Below are 20,257 nucleotides of genomic sequence, written 5' to 3'. Positions count from 1 at the left end.
ATAATTTTTCTATTTTCACAGGACATTTACTAAAGAACAATTCAACAATTATTCAATCAATAAAAAAGGATTAATGAAAGTAGCTTTAATCACTGGAATTACTGGTCAGGACGGTGCGTACCTGGCGGAGTTCCTACTAAAAAAAGGATATCAGGTACACGGTCTGAAAAGACGTGCTTCTTTGTTTAATACTGATCGTATAGACCACCTTTACCAGGATCCACACGACACGAACATTAAACTTCAGTTACATTACGGAGATTTAACTGATTCAACCAACTTAATCCGTATTATCCAGGAAATTCAGCCAGATGAGATTTACAATCTTGCTGCAATGAGTCACGTAAAAGTGAGTTTCGATACTCCAGAATATACAGCTAACGCTGATGGAATCGGAACATTACGGATCCTTGAAGCCGTTCGTTTATTAGGATTGACTCAGAAAACCCGTATCTACCAGGCCTCAACATCTGAACTTTACGGATTAGTACAGGCAGTTCCACAAAGCGAAACCACTCCTTTTTACCCACGTTCTCCATACGCTGTAGCTAAAATGTACGGCTACTGGATCACAGTGAACTATCGTGAAGCATATGGCATGTACTCTTGTAACGGTATCTTATTCAACCACGAGAGTCCGATCAGAGGGGAAACTTTCGTAACACGTAAGATCACTCGTGCAGCTTCTAAAATTGCTTTAGGTCTGCAAAACTGCTTACACCTTGGTAACCTTTCTGCTCAACGCGACTGGGGACATGCGAAAGACTATGTAGAAGCTATGTGGTTGATCCTTCAACAAGATGTTGCTGAAGATTATGTAATCGCAACTGGTGTTACTACAACTGTTCGTGACTTCGTAAGAATGAGCTTTGCTGAACTTGGAATCGAAATCGAATTCAGCGGTCAGGAAGAAAACGAAAAAGGTGTGATCATTGACGTCGATCAGGTTAAAGCATTAGATCTTGGATTAAACCTTGACGCTTTAAAAATCGGTCAGACTGTAGTGAAAGTAGACCCTCGTTACTACCGTCCAACTGAAGTAGATCTATTATTAGGTGATCCAACTAAAGCTAAAACTAAGCTTGGATGGCAGCCTAAATATGACCTGCAAGCACTATGTAAAGACATGATGCAGTCTGACTTAAACTTGGTTAAGAAAGATGAGTATCTGAAACAAGGTGGATATAACATTTTGAATTATTTCGAATAAAAGGTTTTCTCTTATTTGTGAAGGAATAGGCCGTCTCAGGGAACTTGAGGCGGTTTTTTTGTGTGCTCCCGTTGATCTAAATGAATCACCTATTTCTTTGTGAAGCAGCTTAAAACAATACTTATAAGATGTTTTTTGGGAGCTTAGAAATGATAATTACTCGTACCGGTCAAAATTTACTATAAGACCAGTACGAGTATTATGAGATAGCAGCAAATAGATTATAGAGCCTTAAAAACCCTTATCGATCTGGCGTAGACGTTACTTACAATAACTTCATCCCTGCTATTGACAGCCAAACCTGTTATAATACCATAATTACCAAGAAGCCCTTCACCAATCTTCTCCTTTACCTCTCCGTTTTCATCTGTTTTGAGAATATAACCGCTACAAGCTATGTATAACCGTCCCTTATGAGCTTTTATCGCATAACCAATACTCCCAGCATCCCAGGTCTTAATTAGATTTCCTTCTTTATCAAACACTCTAACTAAAGAATTCCTTGAGGAAGTTACAAAAAGTTTGTTATTCAAAAAACAAATACCAAAAGGATAACCTGTATCTGATTGATTTGCAACTCTGGTTGCCCCTTGAAATTTCAGCAGAAAATTTCCATTGCTGTCAAACTTCTTCACGTAGTTGTTAGTACCATCTACAACATATAGGTTTTCTTCATCATCCAAAGTTATCTCTTCTATGTTTTCAAATTGACTGTTTCCTGTGCCATAAGTACCCCACTCACTGACCACGGCCTTTTGAGGGCTAAGAATTTGTATATAAGAGCTACTCTGGGTTCTTGTTACAATAGTATTACCATTTTTGAGGAATGCAACTGCTCTGGCACCACTGCCATTGTAAAAGACTTCCATAAAGTTACCCGAGCGATCAAACTTTTGAACTCTGTTATTCCCTTCATCACTGATAAAAATATTATCAGAAGCGTCCGTTGCGACATGCATGGCAAAAGAAAATAAGCCTGGAGCGCTTCCCTCATATCCAAAATATAAGTATAGACTGTACTTGAGGCCTGAGGTATACCCGAAATTCACATCGCTGAACTCACTATAGGCGGTAGAACTGTTCACAACCCGAACCTTGTAAAATACCTTCTCATATGCATTAAATGAGCTCACATCAGTAAATGTAGTATCTGAACCTTCACTGATCATCTCGTATTGCTCTTTAAGACTGTTAAATTTAAATAGCTGGTAATTTTTAGCAAGAGGCATTGGCGTCCAGCTGATTATTATCCTATTTCCGTAAGATCCTTTTGTAGCTGTTACGTTGATTGGCCTATCAAGTCTAATAACTTGTTCAACAGATTTTAGGTGTTCCACATCCGCAGATAGTTGAATAACAATTGAGTTTAGTTTCTTTGTTGCCTCATCAGTCGCTAACTGCTCAATGTGATTATTATTAATAAGCACTTCTAGTTGATTGAGAGTAGCCTTTAATTGCTCATATTGAACTAAAGTAGCTGCATTAGCAATTGCCGCTTTTAATTTCTCAATTTCTGCTGCATTGAGCGAAACTTGACTTTTTATCTCAGTGGTGATTGTGGATAGCGCTCCAGTTAGGGCTTTCAATGCGGCAACCTCTTCTCCTGTGAGCTTATCCTGTTGGTACAGAGTAATAAGATTCTTATTAATTTCGCTGATTTGACTCTCGATACCACTTACCCTTGTTTCTAATTCAGAGATTTGCCTCTTTAGCTCATCATTTTTTTCGCAAGCTGTCATGGAAGCCATAATAATCATGGCTAGAAATAAGATAAGGTTTTTCCGATTTTGTGACATAAGTATTATTAGATTCTGGGCAAATGTAAATTTTTCGTAATTGGTATTGCTAGCTTAACTTAAAAAATTCTATTAGTCTTGGACAATGGTGTTATTTGAATATAACATAGATCCCTAATACAGAAGATATTTTCTGTTCCTAGAAACGTTTCAAATAATTCTACTTTTCCTCAACCCTTTCTCTTAATTTTTCTATTTTTGTTCGATTTTTCAGAAACCGATTAATCGATCTATCTAGATGGGTTTAAGCGAGAATGCTCTTTATATGATACAATCTAAATCTGTTGCAAGGTTACAGCTTAATAAAATTTGCAGACTGTTAATACTTTCTGTTCTGTTTCTGTTTGCCTTGCCTGTATTAGCTCAAAATACTCAAAACCTAAGTTCTGTTAGAGTAGATGAGCTATCTGATGCTCAAATACGTCAATTTATCCAGCAAGTTGAAGCAAGCGGACTAAGTGAAGCTCAACTAGAGCAGGTTGCATCTGCAAGGGGGATGGCTCCTTCGGAAATCTCAAAACTAAGAGAACGCGTTAATAAACTTAAGCAGAATCAAAATACAACCGAGAAGCCTAAAAGTGGCAATACCCAGAATAATTCAAATGACAAGAATGTTCGAAGCAATAACACTAGCGGGCGACAACTTAACTACGAACCAGATTCATCAGAGGTAGAATTAAATCCGGAAAAAGCAGAGGAAGCGTTAAATGCTTTTAAGCCTAAAGTATTTGGATCGGATCTGTTCAAAAATTCAAAAATCACATTTGAACCCAACTTGCGAATTGCAACCCCTGCAAATTACTCAATAGGTCCTGATGATCAAATCAATATCGACATTTATGGATACTCAGAAGCTAGTTATAAACTAGTAGTTTCTCCAGAGGGGAGGATCAATATTCCATATGTAGGAGTAGTTCAGGTAGCAGGCTTGTCAATGGAACAGGCTACAGCCAGAATTCGTTCTAGACTCGCTACAATTTACTCTAACATTAATAGCGGTAATACTAAAGTAGCCATCTCTCTAGGAGACATCCGCAGTATTAAAGTAACCCTAGTAGGTGAAGTCACCCGTCCGGGAACCTATACCCTACCTTCTCTTGCTACAGCCTTCAATGCCTTATATGCGTCGGGAGGTCCAACGGAGAATGGATCATTCAGAACTATAGAAGTTATTCGTAACGGCCGTGTTGTTTCAACTATTGACGTCTATGATTTTTTACTTAGAGGATTTCAACGCAATAATGTTCGTTTACAAGATCAAGACGTTATTCGTATCCCTACCTATCGTAAAAGAGTTCAGTTCAGCGGAGAAGTTAAAAGACCATATATCTTTGAGGCCTTAGATAAAGATCGCTTAAGGGATATCATCGAGTTTGCAGGAGGTTTTACAACGGAAGCGTATACTGCAAGAATCAAGGTAATTCAAAACACAGCTAAAGAGCGGCGCATTACCGACGTTTTTGCAAATGAGTTTGCAACTTATACTCCAAATAGTGGAGATAAGTACTTTGCGGAGCCCATCCTTGAACGCTTTGAAAATAGAGTAGTAATTGAAGGTGCAGTATTCAGACCAGGAGCTTACGAACTAGAACCAGGGCTAACGCTTTCCCAATTGATTAAGAAAGCTGAAGGTGTAAAAGAGGATGCTTTTTTACCGAGAGGATATATCAAACGCTTAAGAACAGATAATACTTCGGAACTTATTTCATTTGATTTAGGAAGGATCTTGAATCAAACTGCAGCTGATATAGCACTTTCACGAGAGGACTCAATTACTATCTCTTCTATTTTTGATTTAAGAGACGAGTATAGAGTGACTATTGAGGGAGAAGTTAGAAACCCTGGGCAATTTGCATTTTCTGAAAACCAAAGTTTGGAAGATCTAATCCAGCAAGCTGGTGGATTTAAAGAAGGAGCAAGTGCAAGGAGGATTGAGATCTCAAGACGAGTTAGAGATGCCGATGCAGGGGCAGCAAATTCCAAAACAGCACAGGTATTTCAGGTAGATGTAGATCAGGATTTACGAATTCAGGGACCTAGATTCGTATTACAACCATTTGATATTGTAGTAGTGAGAAATGCAGCAGGATATGAAACTCAGAGGAATGTGAGAGTTGAAGGAGAAGTGCTTTACCCTGGAACTTATACAATTACTAGAAAAGATGAGCGTATTTCTGATCTGGTAGCTAGAGCAGGAGGATTTACTGACCTGGCTTATTTAGACGGAGCCTCTTTCAAAAGAGGAGATGCTGCGGAAAAAGGAACTGGGAAAAATAGAATTAGTAGCAAAGAAACTGAGGTTGAAAAAGTGGATCGACTAAAAAGGCTTCAATCTACCGTAAATGATTCCACTGAAAGAGTTGATGAAAATATTTTAGGATCATCTCTGGTGGGTATCAATCTAGATCGTATCATGGAGCATCCCAAAGCTAAATTTGATTTGATCCTAGAAGAAGGGGACGTATTAATGGTTCCTAAACAACTTCAGACTGTTAAGGTTAACGGTGAAGTCTTATCTCCTGTCACTGTTATTTACGATTCTCACAAGGGATTTAAGGAATACATTTCTAATGCAGGTGGATTTAGCCAAAAAGCTTTGAAAAAAAGGGCTTACGTCTTGTACCCAAACGGCAGTATTCAGTCTACCAAAAAATTTTTAACATTTAACAATTACCCAATTGTTAAATCTGGAGCAGAAATATTCGTGCCTACAAAGGAAGAAAAAAGAAAATTAACTGCAGGCGAAACTATTGGACTAGCGACAGCCGTAGCTTCAATGGGAGCCATCATAATTGGAATATTAAATAGCGTTAAATAAAAGAATGGGAAATAATGCAGAAAATAATGATGAGATTTCCCTCATAGATCTAATAAAACATGGGAAATCTCTCTTAGTTTATATATCGTCAAAATGGTTCCTGATACTTCTTTTATCTGGAATAGGAGGCCTACTAGGTTTTCTATATGCTTATAATAAGAAGACTACATTTATTGCCGAGCTTAGTTTTGTTCTGGAGGAACAGAACTCTGGGGGAAGCTTAGGAGGAGCCCTGGGTCTGGCAAGTCAGTTTGGCTTAGATTTGGGAAGTGGAGGTGGAGACGCATTTACAGGAGATAATCTAATGGCTTTACTAAAGTCTCGAACAATAGTTCAAAAATCACTTCTGGCAGAGGGAAATTTCAGCAGAAAAAAGGAAATACTGGCAGATCGTTATATAAATTTCTCAAAGATTTCATATAAGGGAAATGAAAAGTCGAGTAATTTCTTAACCTTTAAAAATTATAATCCAGGAAATTCACGATCAAAGGATAGCTTACTTAATTCCATTTACAAAAGAATTATTTCGAGCAATCTTTCAATTGAAAAAGTAGATAAAAAACTTAGTATTATAACAATTAGGGTAAAGACAATAGACGAGGCATTTTCAAAGGAATTTGCTGAAACATTAGCAAAGGTTGTCTCTAATTTTTATATAGAGACCAAGACTAAAAAGTCCCTAGAAAATCTTACGATTTTACAGCGTCAAACCGACTCAGTTAGACGCCAACTTAATCTTGCTCTAAGTGGTGTTGCTGTAAGTAATGACTATAATCCTAATGCTAATGCGGCCCTTCAAATACTTAAGGTCCCTTCCCAACGACGACAAGTTGATGTACAAGCAAACCAAGCTATTTTAAGCGAACTAGTGAAAAACTTAGAATCATCAAGAATAGCTTTACGAAAAGAGACTCCACTTATACAAATAATAGATAGACCTATTCTTCCATTAGAAATGGATAGGATAGGAAAATTAAAGGCTATGGTTATTGGAGCATTTGTTTTGGGTGTTCTAACAGTCTTATTATTAGTAATAAGAAAAATACTTAAACAAATTCTTTTAGGTAGTATCTAATGTGTTGTGTGATTAGGACATGAAATCGATATATGTTTTCTTAAATATCTCGACTTTAGTTTGTGTACTTGTTTTTGATTTACAATCTTTTAAATAAATCATAAAATTGAAAAGTAGTAGAATACATAATACATTTGCAATTGGGACTTAATTTCACAATACCCCTATTTTTTAAAATGTCAGACTTGCGTGCCTCCTTATCGCTTTTAGTTGTTTTTTTTGCGATAGAAATCTTGTATTTTAAAATTGCAGATAAGTGTAACATAATCGACACGCCTAATCATAGAAGTTCTCATACAAGAATCACTATCCGTGGAGGAGGAATAATATTTCCAATTGCAGTCCTTTTATGGTTCGTTCAGTCTGGATTTCAATTTCAGTGGTTTGTTCTAGGCTTAGTATTAATTTCCACAATTAGCTTTGTTGACGACATTACATCCTTAAAGAGTGGAGTTCGCTCTATTTTTCAATTTTTAGCTGTTGGGCTACTGTTGTACAACTTAGACCTATCTATTCCTTTTTATTATTATCCTGTTCTTTTTATAATGATAGTAGGCACAAAGAACGCCTACAATTTCATGGATGGTATAAATGGAATCACAGGAGCTTATAGTCTTATAACTCTCGTTTCACTTCTAATCGTTAACCAATATCACTCTCAATTCACGTCTAACAGTTTAATCATATCAGCTATTCTTGCTCTGCTGGTCTTCAATTTCTTCAACTTCAGAAAAAAGGCCAAATGCTTTGCCGGAGATGTTGGTAGTGTTAGTATAGCCTTTATTATACTATTCCTTATCATCCAATTGATACGGGAAACCCATAATTATGCGTTTGTACTTCTTTTGATGGTGTATGGCTTAGATACCGTAACCACTATTCTATTTCGTGTTATTAGACGAGAAAATATTCTTGAGGCCCATCGGAGTCATTTCTATCAATTCCTAGCAAACGAAAAAAAAATCCCACATCTATTTGTGTCTTTTCTTTACGCCATAACGCAATTAATCATAAACCTCATACTAATTTATTTAATTCGTCCTGTTTCATTTGAGCAGGTTCCTTCGTTATTAGTCGTGATAGTTTTAGCGGGAATTATTTTCATAGGTCTTCGATTGTTAATCGAGGGACAGGAGCGATTAATAAAAAAGCAAGTTTTTGAATTTTAATTACCAAATACTAAAACTTAAGTCACTATATTTGTCAACTTTAAAATGCTACCTCTATGCTCAATCGTATAAACATAGTTCCAAGGTGGATAATTTTTTGTCTGGACCTCACAGTTTCACTATTTTCCCTTGCCTTTGCTTATTTCGTAAGGTTCAACTTCAATATTTCCTTTATTGATCTGAATGAGCTTCAACGCAACCTTATTATATTCACTGTAATCAATTGTGCTGTGTTTGGAGCAATTCGGACATACGCAGGAATAATACGATATACTAGTGCTCAGGATTCGTTTAGGATCTTGTTTTCAATTGTTATAAGTAATACGTTGTTCTTCGTTTGGAATATATTTCAGGTAACTCAGGACAAGCCACTTATCATTGGGAATTCCATATTGGTGATAAATGGTCTCTGCTGCTTTCTGCTACTGATTACCTACAGAGTATTGGTTAAGTATTGCTTCTTATATATCAAAAATTTAAGACTGGACAGAAAAGCAGTCGTAATTTACGGTGCAGGAGAAACAGGAATAGCGGTTAAAAGGACGCTAGATCACGACAGAAAGTTGAACATGCAGGTAGTAGCCTTCCTTGATGATAACGAACGGATGCGCGGGAAAGCTATCGATAGTATTAAGATTTATCTTCCTTCTGAATTAAAAAAACTTGCAGCGGATGGGAAGATCACCGACGTATTATTAGCGGCTGATATTTCCCTGGAAAGGAAAAATGCTTTTGTTGATCTATGCCTGGAGAATGATATTAAGGTTTTAACACTTCCGCCAGCCGTGACATGGCTTAACGGACATATCAATACTCGTCAGATCCATAATATCAATATCGAAGAATTACTTGAAAGAAAACCTATCCAGATCAGCAATAATCTTATTTCAGGCCAGCTAAAAGGAAAAAGAGTATTGGTTACTGGTGCCGCCGGTTCTATAGGAAGTGAAATTGTAAGGCAGGTATGTAAATTTGATCCGCAATTGGTGATTTTAAGCGATCAATCTGAATCTCCTCTTCACGCTTTACAATTAGAGTTGGATGATAAGAATATTGATACAACCTGCCATGCCTTTATCGGTGACGTAAGGGATAAGCACCGGATGGAGCTTCTTTTTGAAACGTTCAAACCGGATTATGTATATCATGCTGCAGCCTATAAACATGTTCCAATGATGGAGCACCATCCCTCTGAAGCTATTCGGACAAATGTAATGGGGACAAAAATCCTTTCTAATCTCTCTGTGAAATATGGTGTAGAGAAGTTCGTGATGGTGTCTACGGATAAGGCTGTTAACCCAACTAATGTGATGGGAGCTTCTAAAAGGCTGGCCGAAATCTATGTTCAGTCGCTCTACAACTCGTTTAGACAGCAAAACGTTATCTACTCCAATGGTTTGTCTCATCTGAATAAGGAAGGAGCGAATAAAAAAACTAAATTCATCACTACGCGTTTTGGAAATGTACTTGGGTCTAATGGTTCTGTTATTCCGAGATTTAAGGAACAGATAGAACGTGGTGGTCCGATTACGGTAACTCATCCGGAAATTACCAGGTATTTTATGACCATTCCAGAAGCATGTAGGTTGGTTCTGGAAGCTGGATCTATGGGTGAGGGTGGTGAAATTTTCATTTTTGATATGGGCAAGTCTGTTAAAATCATTGATCTTGCTAAAAAGATGATCAGATTGTCGGGACTTATACCGGAGGAAGACATTAAAATTGAATATAGTGGTCTTCGCCCTGGGGAAAAGCTTTATGAGGAGCTTTTAAATGATAAAGAGAATACTTTGCCCACTCACCATGAAAAGATCATGGTGGCGAAAACGAGGGAGTACAATTTCGAAACAATCAGCAATCAGATAGAGGAATTGATTAAGCTTGGCTCACAGTCGCAGGATTGGCAGGTTGTTGCTAAAATGAAGGAAATTGTTCCGGAGTTTAAAAGCAATAATTCGATATATGAAGACCTTGATGAGGAGATCAAGGAAACACAGATGAAATGAGAAGATTATTTTTTGTAGCTTTTTTTTTAATACTATACACCGCAAGTTTCGCACAATCTCAAACCTTCCAATACGACTACAACTTTTACCAAAGGATAAATTCTGTTATTTATTCCATTGATTCTAATATTCATACGGCTTTAAAGCCCATCAACTTTGGTCATAAGGCTTATAAAGCCCTGGACTCTGTTTATAATCTAAACACTGACAGCACCCATCGTTCCCTCGTTCACAGAAAGCTCTTTTCAGAACACCTTATTCAAATTGAAAGGGAGGACTTCAACGTCTATATCGACTTCTTACCTGATTTTCAGGTGGGCAAAGATTTCACAAATAAAAGCAACACCTGGCTTAACACCAGAGGCTTTCAGGTGCAGGGAAATATCGGAAAGAAGTTTAGCTTCTATACCAGCGCTTTTGAAAACCAAAGCAGGTTTCCTGCCTATTTAAGGAGCTTTATTGATAGCACAAACGTTATTCCCGGCCAGGTTAACGATAAGTTTGGAAGAAGCCGGGTGGTTAAGGATTGGGCTTATGCATCTGCAGTACTGAACTACACGCCTAACAAATACTTCTCCTTTAGCCTGGGACAAGACAAGAATTTCATTGGGGACGGTTATCGCTCTATGCTCCTTTCTGACGTGGCTACCAATTACCCATTCTTCAAGATCGTTACCACTCTCGGCAATGTTCAATATACCAACATTTGGGCCCAGCTGGAGGATTTGACGGCTGCTCCTTTCTCTTATGATAACGGCTTTAGAAAAAAATGGGGCGCGTTCCATTACCTGGATTGGAATGTGACAAAACGATTTTCTTTAGGCTTCTTTGAAGCTATTATTTGGCAAGACGCTGATGAGGCTGGCAAAAGAGGTTTTGATGTTAGTTATCTTACTCCGCTTATTTTCCTCCGCACTGTAGAGGGATATAACGGCTCTCCGGATAATGCATTGATAGGCTTTAATACCAAATATAAGGTTGCAAGAAACCTGACTGCGTACGGACAAGTTTTGTTAGATGAGTTCACAGCAAAAGAGGTATTTGCAGGAAACGGCTACTGGGCAAATAAATTTGCTGGTCAGCTTGGCGTTAAAGGATTTGATGCATTCAAGGTTAAGGATTTAAACTTTTTGGCTGAGTTTAATCTAGCCAGACCATTTACTTATTCTCAGCGCAGCAGTCTGCTTAATTATGGCCACTATAACCAACCTCTCGCCCATCCATTCGGTGCTAATTTCAAAGAGTTTGTGAGTATCTGGAACTATAATCTGAAAAGATGGCAGCTGAGAGCTCAGGGGAATTTTGCTGTTTATGGCTTGGATCAAAATGGCTCTAACTATGGTAAGAATATCTTTAAATCTTACAATACGAGAATAGCTAATTACGACAACAGCATTGCTCAAGGCCTTAAAACTAATTTCACTTACCTGGATGGACGAGTGTCCTTCCTGATGAATCCTAAGATTAACTTAAGGCTTGAAGCTGGCGCTGTTATAAGAAAAGAAAGTAATAGTTTAGGTGACGATAAAACTACCTGGTTTACCCTGGGCCTAAGAAGCTCGTTTAGAGATATTTATCAGGACTTTTAATCGACTTAAACTGTTGCTATTGCTATTATTCACGCCTTAATACTATCTTTAGCGTTTAGTAGACGACATCTTTCCCAAGACTTTGGATCTTTCCACAGACATGATAATATTTGCAAGAGTATGGAGGCCTTGATAAAGCCAAAAATTCTTATGGCTGATTTGCAGGGTCAGTATCAAAGAATTAAGGGTGACATTGATGAGGCAATACAGCAAGTTCTGCTTTCATCAAAGTACATTAACGGTCCTCAGGTAAATGAATTTGAAGGACATTTGGGGGAATACTTACAAGGTACAGAAATAGTAAGCTGTGCTAATGGGACAGACGCTCTGCAGATAGCCTTGATGGCCCTTGAACTTTCTCCGGGCGAGGAGGTTATTGTTCCTTCGTTCACCTATGTGTCCTGCGCTGAAGTTATTTCTCTTTTAAATCTGGTACCCATCTTCGTTGATGTTGATCCGCTTAGTTTTACAATTGATCCTGGGTCTGTAGAAAAAGCAATTAGTCCCCGTACAAAAGCGATCATTACAGTTCATCTATTTGGACAATGTGCTGCGATGGAGCCTCTTTTACAAATTGCTCAAAAACACGATCTATATTTAATAGAAGATTCCGCACAGGCTTTAGGTGCTGACTATTCTTTCAGCGACGGAACATTGCGTAAGGCAGGTACTATTGGGCATATAGGTTGTACATCCTTTTTTCCGTCTAAAATCCTGGGTTGTTTTGGCGACGGTGGAGCCTTGATAACCCGTCATGAGGATATTGCTGAAAAAGCCAGGATGATTGCTAATCACGGACAGAAAACTAAATACATCCATGAAAGGATTGGCTTGAACTCTCGTTTAGATACTATCCAAGCAGCTGTTTTAAATATTAAACTCAAGTACATCAAGGAGTATATTGGAAGCAGAAGATCGGCTGCCAACTGGTATTATTCTAGTTTAGATAATTTGGGCTGGCTAGCGCTACCTCAACAGTCCCAGCACTCATCTCATGTTTTTAATCAATTTACAATTACCTTAGCTGAAACTGTAGATAGAGTTCAGTTTCAAGCCTACCTGTCATCCAAGGGTATCCCCAGCATGATCTATTATCCCTTAGCTCTTCATAAACAAAAGGCTTTTTCCTCTCTTGAATCTGCTAATGTTCATCTTCCTGTGACTGAAAACCTTTGTAAAAGGGTTTTATCTTTACCCATGCATACTGAATTAGAGCTAGATGCTTTGGAGTATATAACAGATGCTATCAGAGCCTTTTAAACTTACATATGGTAGAACTAGTTCGATTTGCTGTTGCAGGGGCGGGACACATTGGAAGGCGACATATTAGTATTCTCCAGGACCTTCCCGATGTTAAACTTGTTGCGGTTATAGACCCAAAGCCTATCTCTGCTTCTCTCGGTGCTCATTACTTCCCCTCCATCCATGCCTTTTTGGAATCAGGCATTAAAGCAGACATTCTTACCATTGCTACTCCTAATGGTCTTCATGCTACGCAAGCTCTGGAGGCGCTGCAACGAAAACTTCATGTGTTAATTGAAAAGCCCTTGGCTTTAGATAAGGATGCTGCAGAAAAAATAATAGCAAAAGCAGATGAAGTTGGGAAAAATTGGTTCACCGTGTTGCCTAACAGGTATTCCTATCCCGCAAGGTGGTTAACACAAATGGTGGAGACCGGTAGACTTGGAAAAATCTTCCTGGTGCAAGTGAACGGCTTCTGGAACAGAGATGAACGGTACTATCAGGAAGCTTCCTGGCGAGGTACCAGAACCCTTGACGGAGGTCCTCTTTACACTCAATTCTCTCACTGCATTGACTTGCTCTACTGGATATTTGGTGACTTCAAGAATATCCAAGCAAAGTTCAACAATTTCCGACACCAGAATCTGACAGAGGTTGAGGATACCGGCTTCGTCAATTTTGATTTCATTTCAGGGGGTATGGGAAGTTTAACCTATACCACTGCAGTAATGAATCATAATCTGGAAACTACTCTTACGGTAATAGCAGAAAAGGGAACAATAAAAATTGGGGGACAATACATGGATACCATTACTTATTTTGATGTGAAAGAATATGATGCTAGTGAAATGGATTTAAATCAGCACCCTGGAAATAATCACGCATTAATTATTGCAGACGTAATTGATATTATTCGGGGCAAAAAGAAAAAAGATGTATCCAGCGAAGAGGTGTTAAGGGTGATTGATATTATCACAGAAATCTATTCATTTAGGGACAGTGGTTAACCAGCAATAGCAATGATCTATATTTTGTCTCCTTATAATATTGATATTAACACAACTGCTAGAAACCGCATCTTATCTTTTTATTCTGCTTTATCTAAGCATGGTTTAGCAGTAAAAATCCTTAACCCTCCCCTATTAGCAAGAGATACTGAAGCTAAATCGAAGGGCATCCTGAAATACGAGGGTGATGGTGATGATATCTTATCATTTGAATTAAGGGAAAACAAAATTGAACAGCTAATTGCAAAGCTTATTGGGAATGGGAATAACAGGAAGGCTACCACTTTATTAGGCTTCTTATCTTTGTTAATAAAGGGTTGTGACTTTTATTATCCGGCAAACTCGCTCAAAGAGTACTTTAAATCCTATCCACTGCAAGCCCAAGATGTACTAATAGCTTCTGGATTTCCTTATAGTCTTTTTAAGGTGGCAGCTGAATTAGCCAGGGAAAAGAACTGCAAAGTCATTCTTGACTACCGGGATCCATGGACCTATACCTATATCCCTTTAGATTCGAACGCATTGATTGGCAGGATAAAAAACAAGCTGCAGAGAAAGACGGAAGAACTATGCCTAGCCACTGCGGAAAAAGCATTTTGTGATAGCGAACCCGTTAAGAAGCTTTTCCCACCTAAATACCAGGATAAGATAGGTGTGCTTCTAAATGGAGCTAACCTTCAGGTGATAAAAACAGAGCGTATTATTGCTCATTATCCTGTCTTCAGGATTGTTTATCTGGGAACCCTGTACAATGACCAGCTCACTGATCTAAGTTTCTTCAGGGCTTTATCCCATTTGATAGCATCTAAGCAAATAGCGCAAGGTCAGTTAGAGGTTCTCTTTGTGGGATCCCTATCCAATGCTCTACTTCCTGAAACGATTATTAATTTTGGATTGACAGAGTTTATCAAAATCACACGAAGACTATCTTTACTAGAAGCAATTGAAATTGCTTATACTGCAGCTGCTTTTCTTCACCTTAAATACGGAGACAGAACTGAAATTGATAGCTCGAAGCATCTGGATTACTTAGCATTACAAAAGCCTATTTTGCTCCCTTCGAGTGACCAAGGTAATGTAGAGAAAAGTATTAAAGAGCAACATGCGGGTTATGTATGTTATAGTGAGAATGAGTGTTATGGAGCAATGCAAGAGCTGTGGGAGAAGCATCAGAAAGGAGAAAGCTTTATAATTCCGCGCTCCGAGAGGTTTTTGTACGGGATTAGCAGGGAAGCAGAGGCCGAAAAGTTAGTAAAGGTGGTTAAGAGGTTAGTTTAATATAGATTTGGAACTAGCACATTGAAAAAGCAAGTACCGCAAATATTTCTAGATGATATTATTTTTTCCCTTCAACGCATTGGGGGAATCTCTGTTTGTTGGGAAGCTTTTCTTCGAAAGTGGCAGCAGAGTCGTCTTGAAAATGTATCATTGATTCGAAGGGAGGATTCCAAGTCAATTTTATCTCTGGAAGATACCTGGAAAGGTAAGTGTATTCCTGATAGTAACCTTCCCTTAACCTTAGCTCGCCTACTCCCTTTACTTGTCAGACTGCCAGCCTACAGCTTGTTCCACTCCAGTTATTTACGTTATAGCCTGCGGAGGAATATTTGTAATATCATTACCATCCACGATTTAGCGGCAGAATTAGGGATGGTTACAGGCTGGAGAGCGAGATTTAAAAGATTTCTGCAACAGTCGGCAATTAGACAGGCAGATGGTATTATTTGTGTTTCTGAAACAACACGGAAGGCTCTGCTTCATATTTATCCTAAGACAAATCCAAAGAAAATTAAGACGATCTATCATGGTTTTTCTAACCAGTTCTACCCTTTGAAACAGATTGGGGATTTTCCAGGAAGCAAGACAATTCTATTTGTTGGCGGAAGAGCTCACTATAAAAACTTCGAGGTATGCATTAAAGTTATTGAGAAACTGAGGGACTTTGAATTACTGTTGATTGGAGGCGGACCGCTTTCCGATTCAGAAAAAAATATCCTTAATAGAGTAGGTAGGGCCAGGTGGAAGCATAATGATCTAGTTTCGGTAGATCAGTTAAACGAGTTTTATAACCTGGCTTATTGCCTGCTATACCCGAGCCTTTATGAGGGATTTGGAATGCCAGTTATTGAAGCGATGAAGGCAGGGTGCCCGGTTGTATGTGCTGGGAATGAGGCGTTGAAAGAAGTTGCGGGGGATGCTGCTTTAATTGTAGATAGGGATTCTAATCACCTGTCTTATATTGAAGCAATTTTAAGTCTGGATTCCAAACCTGTTAGAGAAGCTATGATACAAAAAGGATTGAAAAAGGCAGGTGAATATTCCATTAACAAGAATTTTGAAGAAACTGTTGGGTTTTATAAAGAGGTGTTTAGGAAGAAGTTTGGAAGGGAGTTGGAAGCCTAATCTCCAATTGGAAACACCTCTGCTAACGGACTAAATAAATAAACTCTTCCCGTTCCGTTTTCTACGCACTTAAAGCGTTTCCTTACCTGCTCTCCTTTGGTAAACTGACGTCCGCCTTTTATTTGGAAAACAGATTTAACTGGTAGAGCCTCGATTAAAATCGTTTGTTTCTGGTCGTATTGCTTTAAGGCACGGAATAAGTTAAGATCACTGCAACTGGAAGCTGCAGGGTTTTCTAAATAACTAGCTATAGCCTTCTTAAGATCAGCGGGAAAAACCTGGAGATCGAAAAAGGGTTGCATCATGCGCTTGAAGTTATGCTTCCACTCTGTTCCGTGCGGCTTTACACGACCCTTATGCTCGTTCCAGGTTAGAAGGTGAGCAAATTCGTGTACCGTGGTTACCAGGAAGGCATAAGGATTTAAATCATAGTTAACAGAAATACGATGATTTTGCCCTCCAAAAGGGGAACGGTAATCTCCGAACTTGGTATTTCTATTCCTCGAAATCTTGAATTCACATTTGAAATAATCGATCCATTTAGCAACCAGAGGAGCTGCTTCCGGAGGGAGGTATTTTGAAAGCACCTTTACTTTATCCACAACTATACTTACTTCAGCAAATTATACACTAATAAGCTTGCAAAATAAGCTAAAGCTGTCATATAGCCTAATTGTATAGCAGGCCATTTCCAACTTTTTGTTTCGCGGTATACAATAGCCAAAGTACTCATACACTGCATGGCATACGCATAGAATACCATCAGTGATAATCCTACGGCAAAGGTGAATACCGGCTCACCTGTTTCAGGATTTTTTGCATCCCTCATCTTATCCCTTACGGAGTCTTCTGTCGCATCGTTATTGCTTACACTATAAATAGTGGCCATTGTACCTACAAATACTTCGCGTGCTGCAAAGGATGTGATCAATGCTATACCAATTTTCCAATCAAATCCCAATGGCTTTATAGCAGGCTCTATTGCTTGCCCTACTACCCCTGCATAAGAGTTCTCGAGCTTTTCTGATGACTTCATCGCCTCCAGCTCTTCTGCAGAATACGACTTCAGCATTTCCTGAGAGGAATACTTTTGCTCTATTGCCTTCTGTCTTGCAGGAGGACCGTAAGAAGCCAACACCCATAATACAATGGAAATAGCTACGATCACCTTTCCGGCTTCAAAGACGAAAGCCTTTACTTTCTCATAGATGGTTAGTCCCACGTTGCTCCATCTGGGCATACGGTATACCGGAAGCTCCATAATGAAGTAACCTTTCTCCTTAGAGCGGATAAGAAATTTCATCACCCAAGCCACAAATACTGCCGAAACCATGCTCAGCACATACATACTCATTAATGCTAATCCCTGGAGACTAAAAATACCAAGTACTTTACCATCGGGAACAACCAGTGATATTAAGAGGGTATAAATGGGTAAACGGGCAGAACAACTTACCAGTGGAGTAACCATGATCGTAATGATCCGGTCCTTCCAGTTCTCGATAGTGCGGGCGCTCATTACAGAAGGAACAGCACATGCCAAACCTCCAATTAATGGCACTACTGATTTACCATTTAAGCCTACTTTACGCATGATCTTATCCATCATGAACGTCACCCTGGCCATATAACCTGTGTCTTCAAGAATAGAGATAAAGGCAAAGAGAATAGCTATCTGAGGGATAAATACAAGTACTCCACTCAATCCTGCCAGAACTCCATCTACTAGTAAATTAGTAAGGGCTCCCTCAGGAAGTACCTTATGTGCGCTATCTGTTAGCCATAAAAACAGGTTTTCAATCAGCGTCATTGGATACTCTGACCAGGCAAATATGGCCTGGAATATAAGAAACAGTATACCGAAGAAGATGACGAATCCGCCAATTTTGTGCGTAAGAACTTTATCAATACGGTTACTTATACTTTCGTTCTCGGCCTCAGCTTTAAACTTAACGGTATCGAAAAGTATATCATTAATGAAATTATAACGGGCAATAGTTTCTGCTGCCTGGGCCTTAGAGGAATGGAACGAAAACTCTTTTTCTATCTCCTCTATCCTATCGCTTTGGGTGGGACTAAGGAAACTTAAGTTCTCATGCTGATGAGCGTATTGTAATGCCGTGTATGGCTTGTCAACAAGGATTTCTTCCTGTATTTTGCTGATCAATCCAGGCGCTAGAACTTCGACTTCTATTGTATCGGCCTGTAAAGGAGTTGCAGGAGCGTAAGCAATTGCTTCCTTCAAAGCATCGACATTCTCTCCTTTCCGGGCGCAAATACTTACTATCTGGACCCCTAGCCTTGCGGAAAGCTCATCCAAATTGATCTCGGTTCCGGCTTTCCTTGCCAGATCCATCATATTCAGCGCAATAACAACCGGGATTTTAAGATCTGCAACCTGGGTATAAAGCAGCAAATTACGCTTTAGATTAGATGCATCAGCAACTATTACAATTAAGTCGGGATGTGAAGGACTATTTGTATCAGCTAATACTTCGAATACAATTGTTTCGTCTTTGCTTTTAGGGTATAAGCTGTAGGTGCCCGGAAGATCTATGATCTCTGCATTTCTGCCGTCGGGAAGCTTACAAAAGCCTGTTTTCTTATCAACAGTAACACCAGGAAAGTTTCCAACTTTCTGGTTTAAGCCTGTTAAAAGATTAAAAAGTGTAGATTTTCCTGTATTTGGGTTTCCAACCAGTGCAACTTTCAGATCACCACTCACTTACCGTTTTTCTCTAGTGCAATATTATAGTTGAAGCTTCATTTTTACGAAGACTCAATTGATAACCGGAAACGCGGATGGCCATTGGATCACCAAGAGGTGCAAACCTTTCAACTACGATAGGTTCGCCGGGAAGGCATCCCATTTCCATTAACTTAACTGACATTTCAAGATCTGTAAACTCTTTAATAATACCAGATTGTCCGGCTTCTAATTGAGAAAGCTTCATTGTTAATTTCTAAACCGAAACAAAGTTAAGCTTATTTGAAATAAATCCAAATAAGATTGTTAAAAAGGGGAGAAAGAGGGGAATTTACCTCCTAACTGCTGCCTGTTGCTTGAAATGGGGGCAGTTGCAATCTTTCTTAAATATAGAACAAGAGCTTGCTGAAAATAAAACCACCGCTACTAATCCAACCCTAAATAAACTTTTCATGTCCGTTCCTATGTAAAAATATATAACTAAATATTCCCATTCCTACGCCAGCCATATCACAGAGAAGGTCCCACCATTCTGCGGAGCGATAGGTAAATACCTTCCATTGAAGAATTTCTATACCTGCCCCTAAAGCTGCTGTAAGGAAAAAGATCTTAAAAATGGTGGTGATACGGAAGTAGTAGCTTCTTTGTTGCCTGATTTTGCCATAGAACAGTAATACTGTTAGCACAAAGAAAAAGATGGTATGCACAAGCTTATCCATGCCTTCGAAGGCTGGTACTCCTCCAGCTGCATCCATTGGCATGTCGCATAGGATGAGCACCACTATCGACCATATAATGGCCAGATACTGGTGCTTTAATGTATTTACCATTACTGGCCTATTAGCGTTTTATATTCATCGGCAGATAGTAGTCCCGCAGTATCAGCTCCGCTAATATCTACTTTAATGATCCATCCATCCCCATAAGGATCTTGATTGACTAATTCCGGCGCACTATCTAATTGGGCATTGATCTCAAGAACTTTTCCTGTTAAAGGCATGAACAGGTCAGAAACGGTTTTTACAGCCTCTACAGTACCAAATACTTCGTTCTGACTTACTTCTTCTCCAACTGTATTGATGTCGATGTAAACGATATCACCCAACTCGCGTTGAGCGAAATCTGTAATACCTACGTAGGCTTCGTTTCCATCAACCTTGATCCATTCGTGATCTTTTGTATACTTTAATTCTGCAGGAAAATTCATATTCTTAAATTTTGGGTAAAAATAAAGA

At 38.9% G+C, this 20,257-nt stretch carries 16 protein-coding genes; 10 read left to right on the top strand and 6 right to left on the bottom strand.

Annotated features, from left to right (window positions below):
* The first annotated feature begins 73 nt into the window (after positions 1 to 73).
* Positions 74 to 1,210 (top strand): GDP-mannose 4,6-dehydratase, encoded by a 1,137-nt coding sequence (gmd, locus tag J4N24_RS24680; protein WP_207536411.1) that lies wholly within the window; start codon positions 74 to 76, stop codon positions 1,208 to 1,210.
* 221 nt (positions 1,211 to 1,431) lie between these two features.
* On the opposite strand, the gene J4N24_RS24675 is transcribed toward gmd, so the two are convergent.
* Positions 1,432 to 3,006: an NHL repeat-containing protein gene (locus tag J4N24_RS24675; RefSeq protein WP_207536410.1), complete on the bottom strand. Its 1,575-nt coding sequence runs from the start codon at positions 3,004 to 3,006 to the stop codon at positions 1,432 to 1,434.
* A 265-nt stretch (positions 3,007 to 3,271) separates the two neighbouring features.
* Between J4N24_RS24675 and J4N24_RS24670 the strand changes: the two genes are divergently transcribed.
* The 9 genes from J4N24_RS24670 (at position 3,272) to J4N24_RS24630 (ending at position 16,315) form a co-directional block, all read left to right on the top strand.
* On the top strand, positions 3,272 to 5,824 hold the full coding sequence (locus J4N24_RS24670) for an SLBB domain-containing protein (RefSeq protein WP_207536432.1): 2,553 nt from the start codon (positions 3,272 to 3,274) through the stop codon (positions 5,822 to 5,824).
* A 4-nt stretch (positions 5,825 to 5,828) separates the two neighbouring features.
* Positions 5,829 to 6,899 carry a lipopolysaccharide biosynthesis protein gene (locus tag J4N24_RS24665; RefSeq protein ID WP_207536409.1) on the top strand — a complete coding sequence of 357 codons (1,071 nt, stop codon included), beginning with the start codon at positions 5,829 to 5,831 and terminating at the stop codon, positions 6,897 to 6,899.
* A gap of 176 nt (positions 6,900 to 7,075) precedes the next feature.
* Positions 7,076 to 8,068: an MraY family glycosyltransferase gene (locus J4N24_RS24660; RefSeq protein ID WP_207536408.1), complete on the top strand. Its 993-nt coding sequence runs from the start codon at positions 7,076 to 7,078 to the stop codon at positions 8,066 to 8,068.
* Between the two features lie 56 nt (positions 8,069 to 8,124).
* Positions 8,125 to 10,074, top strand: a complete 1,950-nt coding sequence (locus J4N24_RS24655) for a polysaccharide biosynthesis protein (protein ID WP_207536407.1) — start codon at positions 8,125 to 8,127, stop codon at positions 10,072 to 10,074.
* Positions 10,071 to 11,663: a gliding motility protein RemB gene (locus J4N24_RS24650; protein ID WP_207536406.1), complete on the top strand. Its 1,593-nt coding sequence runs from the start codon at positions 10,071 to 10,073 to the stop codon at positions 11,661 to 11,663. The genes J4N24_RS24655 and J4N24_RS24650 overlap by 4 nt, the downstream gene beginning before the upstream one ends.
* A gap of 150 nt (positions 11,664 to 11,813) precedes the next feature.
* The gene (locus J4N24_RS24645; RefSeq protein WP_242691803.1) at positions 11,814 to 12,923 is read left to right on the top strand and encodes a DegT/DnrJ/EryC1/StrS family aminotransferase; all 1,110 of its coding nucleotides are present in this window, start codon (positions 11,814 to 11,816) and stop codon (positions 12,921 to 12,923) included.
* Between the two features lie 8 nt (positions 12,924 to 12,931).
* Positions 12,932 to 13,912: a Gfo/Idh/MocA family protein gene (locus tag J4N24_RS24640; RefSeq protein WP_207536404.1), complete on the top strand. Its 981-nt coding sequence runs from the start codon at positions 12,932 to 12,934 to the stop codon at positions 13,910 to 13,912.
* A 12-nt stretch (positions 13,913 to 13,924) separates the two neighbouring features.
* The gene (locus J4N24_RS24635) at positions 13,925 to 15,190 is read left to right on the top strand and encodes a glycosyltransferase family protein (protein WP_207536403.1); all 1,266 of its coding nucleotides are present in this window, start codon (positions 13,925 to 13,927) and stop codon (positions 15,188 to 15,190) included.
* Between the two features lie 21 nt (positions 15,191 to 15,211).
* The gene (locus J4N24_RS24630) at positions 15,212 to 16,315 is read left to right on the top strand and encodes a glycosyltransferase family 4 protein (protein ID WP_207536402.1); all 1,104 of its coding nucleotides are present in this window, start codon (positions 15,212 to 15,214) and stop codon (positions 16,313 to 16,315) included.
* Here J4N24_RS24630 and J4N24_RS24625 read toward each other — a convergent pair.
* The 5 genes from J4N24_RS24625 to gcvH form a co-directional block, all read right to left on the bottom strand.
* On the bottom strand, positions 16,312 to 16,917 hold the full coding sequence (locus tag J4N24_RS24625) for a SprT-like domain-containing protein (RefSeq protein WP_207536401.1): 606 nt from the start codon (positions 16,915 to 16,917) through the stop codon (positions 16,312 to 16,314). The genes J4N24_RS24630 and J4N24_RS24625 overlap by 4 nt on opposite strands.
* 8 nt (positions 16,918 to 16,925) lie before the next feature.
* On the bottom strand, positions 16,926 to 19,040 hold the full coding sequence (feoB, locus tag J4N24_RS24620) for a ferrous iron transport protein B (protein ID WP_207536400.1): 2,115 nt from the start codon (positions 19,038 to 19,040) through the stop codon (positions 16,926 to 16,928).
* A gap of 13 nt (positions 19,041 to 19,053) precedes the next feature.
* The gene (locus J4N24_RS24615) at positions 19,054 to 19,269 is read right to left on the bottom strand and encodes a FeoA family protein (RefSeq protein ID WP_207536399.1); all 216 of its coding nucleotides are present in this window, start codon (positions 19,267 to 19,269) and stop codon (positions 19,054 to 19,056) included.
* 190 nt (positions 19,270 to 19,459) lie between these two features.
* Positions 19,460 to 19,852 (bottom strand): VanZ family protein, encoded by a 393-nt coding sequence (locus J4N24_RS24610; RefSeq protein WP_207536398.1) that lies wholly within the window; start codon positions 19,850 to 19,852, stop codon positions 19,460 to 19,462.
* Positions 19,852 to 20,229 carry a glycine cleavage system protein GcvH gene (gene gcvH / locus J4N24_RS24605; RefSeq protein WP_207536397.1) on the bottom strand — a complete coding sequence of 126 codons (378 nt, stop codon included), beginning with the start codon at positions 20,227 to 20,229 and terminating at the stop codon, positions 19,852 to 19,854. The genes J4N24_RS24610 and gcvH overlap by 1 nt, the downstream gene beginning before the upstream one ends.
* Between the last annotated feature and the right edge of the window lie 28 nt (positions 20,230 to 20,257).

The sequence above is a fragment of the Desertivirga arenae genome (assembly GCF_017355785.1).
Taxonomy (GTDB): Bacteria; Bacteroidota; Bacteroidia; order Sphingobacteriales; family Sphingobacteriaceae; genus Desertivirga; species Desertivirga arenae.
Note: the sequence above shows the minus strand (reverse complement) of the source record. Positions and strands in the feature narration are given on the sequence as shown.

Excerpts from the sequence above, each read along its gene's own strand:
- gmd (WP_207536411.1), top strand. The coding sequence starts at position 74 with ATGAAAGTAGCTTTAATCACTGGAATTACTGGTCAGGACGGTGCGTAC.
- J4N24_RS24675 (WP_207536410.1), bottom strand. The coding sequence starts at position 3,006 with ATGTCACAAAATCGGAAAAACCTTATCTTATTTCTAGCCATGATTATT.
- J4N24_RS24670 (WP_207536432.1), top strand. The coding sequence starts at position 3,272 with ATGATACAATCTAAATCTGTTGCAAGGTTACAGCTTAATAAAATTTGC.
- J4N24_RS24665 (WP_207536409.1), top strand. The coding sequence starts at position 5,829 with ATGGGAAATAATGCAGAAAATAATGATGAGATTTCCCTCATAGATCTA.
- J4N24_RS24660 (WP_207536408.1), top strand. The coding sequence starts at position 7,076 with ATGTCAGACTTGCGTGCCTCCTTATCGCTTTTAGTTGTTTTTTTTGCG.
- J4N24_RS24655 (WP_207536407.1), top strand. The coding sequence starts at position 8,125 with ATGCTCAATCGTATAAACATAGTTCCAAGGTGGATAATTTTTTGTCTG.
- J4N24_RS24650 (WP_207536406.1), top strand. The coding sequence starts at position 10,071 with ATGAGAAGATTATTTTTTGTAGCTTTTTTTTTAATACTATACACCGCA.
- J4N24_RS24645 (WP_242691803.1), top strand. The coding sequence starts at position 11,814 with ATGGCTGATTTGCAGGGTCAGTATCAAAGAATTAAGGGTGACATTGAT.
- J4N24_RS24640 (WP_207536404.1), top strand. The coding sequence starts at position 12,932 with ATGGTAGAACTAGTTCGATTTGCTGTTGCAGGGGCGGGACACATTGGA.
- J4N24_RS24635 (WP_207536403.1), top strand. The coding sequence starts at position 13,925 with ATGATCTATATTTTGTCTCCTTATAATATTGATATTAACACAACTGCT.
- J4N24_RS24615 (WP_207536399.1), bottom strand. The coding sequence starts at position 19,269 with ATGAAGCTTTCTCAATTAGAAGCCGGACAATCTGGTATTATTAAAGAG.
- J4N24_RS24610 (WP_207536398.1), bottom strand. The coding sequence starts at position 19,852 with ATGGTAAATACATTAAAGCACCAGTATCTGGCCATTATATGGTCGATA.
- gcvH (WP_207536397.1), bottom strand. The coding sequence starts at position 20,229 with ATGAATTTTCCTGCAGAATTAAAGTATACAAAAGATCACGAATGGATC.